Here is a 610-nt window from a genome sequence, read left to right as displayed (position 1 = left end):
TGCGTTCTGTAATTGCTGATCTTCAATCAGACGAAAGGCTGAATCTTGCAGCTCAAAGGCCGCTTGCACGTAACCTTGAGCAATCAAGATTTCGCTTTGTTGTAAAATCGCCCACCGTGCTTGATGGTAAACCTGATACTGGCGCGCCAATTTTTCGGTTTGCTGCATCATCGGCAACGCGCGGTCGAGTTTACCCAGTACGTGGTTCACTTCGCCTACGACTGAGGTCGCGACAATTCGGCTACGGTAAATAGTGTTGTCTAGTTGGCTGAGAGCCAGCTCCGCAAGTTCAAGCGCTTTCTCGGGTTGGTTGCTGTTAATCGCGACCTGAGCAAGCAGCGCGTTAGCTTGGCCTTGGTAATGGATATCTAGCTCGATATTACGTTTTTTATGCTCTTCTTCGGCTTCTTCAAGCAATTGGCCAACTTGATTGTATCGGTGTTGGCTCTGCGCTAACCATGCACGTAACATCGTCAATTTAGGGTGGCTAAATAGCAGCTCTGCATCCAGCTTATTGATGGCATGCTCGAGTGTGCTTAATTCGCCTTGGTTGAACATCTTCCAACCGAATTCATTCAAAATCTCAACGACTAAGTCTTTATCGTTGGAC

The 610-nt window shown here is 47.7% G+C and carries 1 pseudogene; it reads right to left on the bottom strand.

Annotation, left to right across the window (positions count from 1 at the left end):
• Positions 1-610 (bottom strand): annotated as a pseudogene (locus tag R7O13_RS28640) (transcriptional regulator MalT); the annotation flags it as partial.

The organism is Vibrio sp. Y176 (assembly GCF_033438945.1).
The sequence above is the reverse complement of the archived record's forward strand: the minus strand, read 5'-3'. Positions and strand labels throughout refer to the sequence as shown.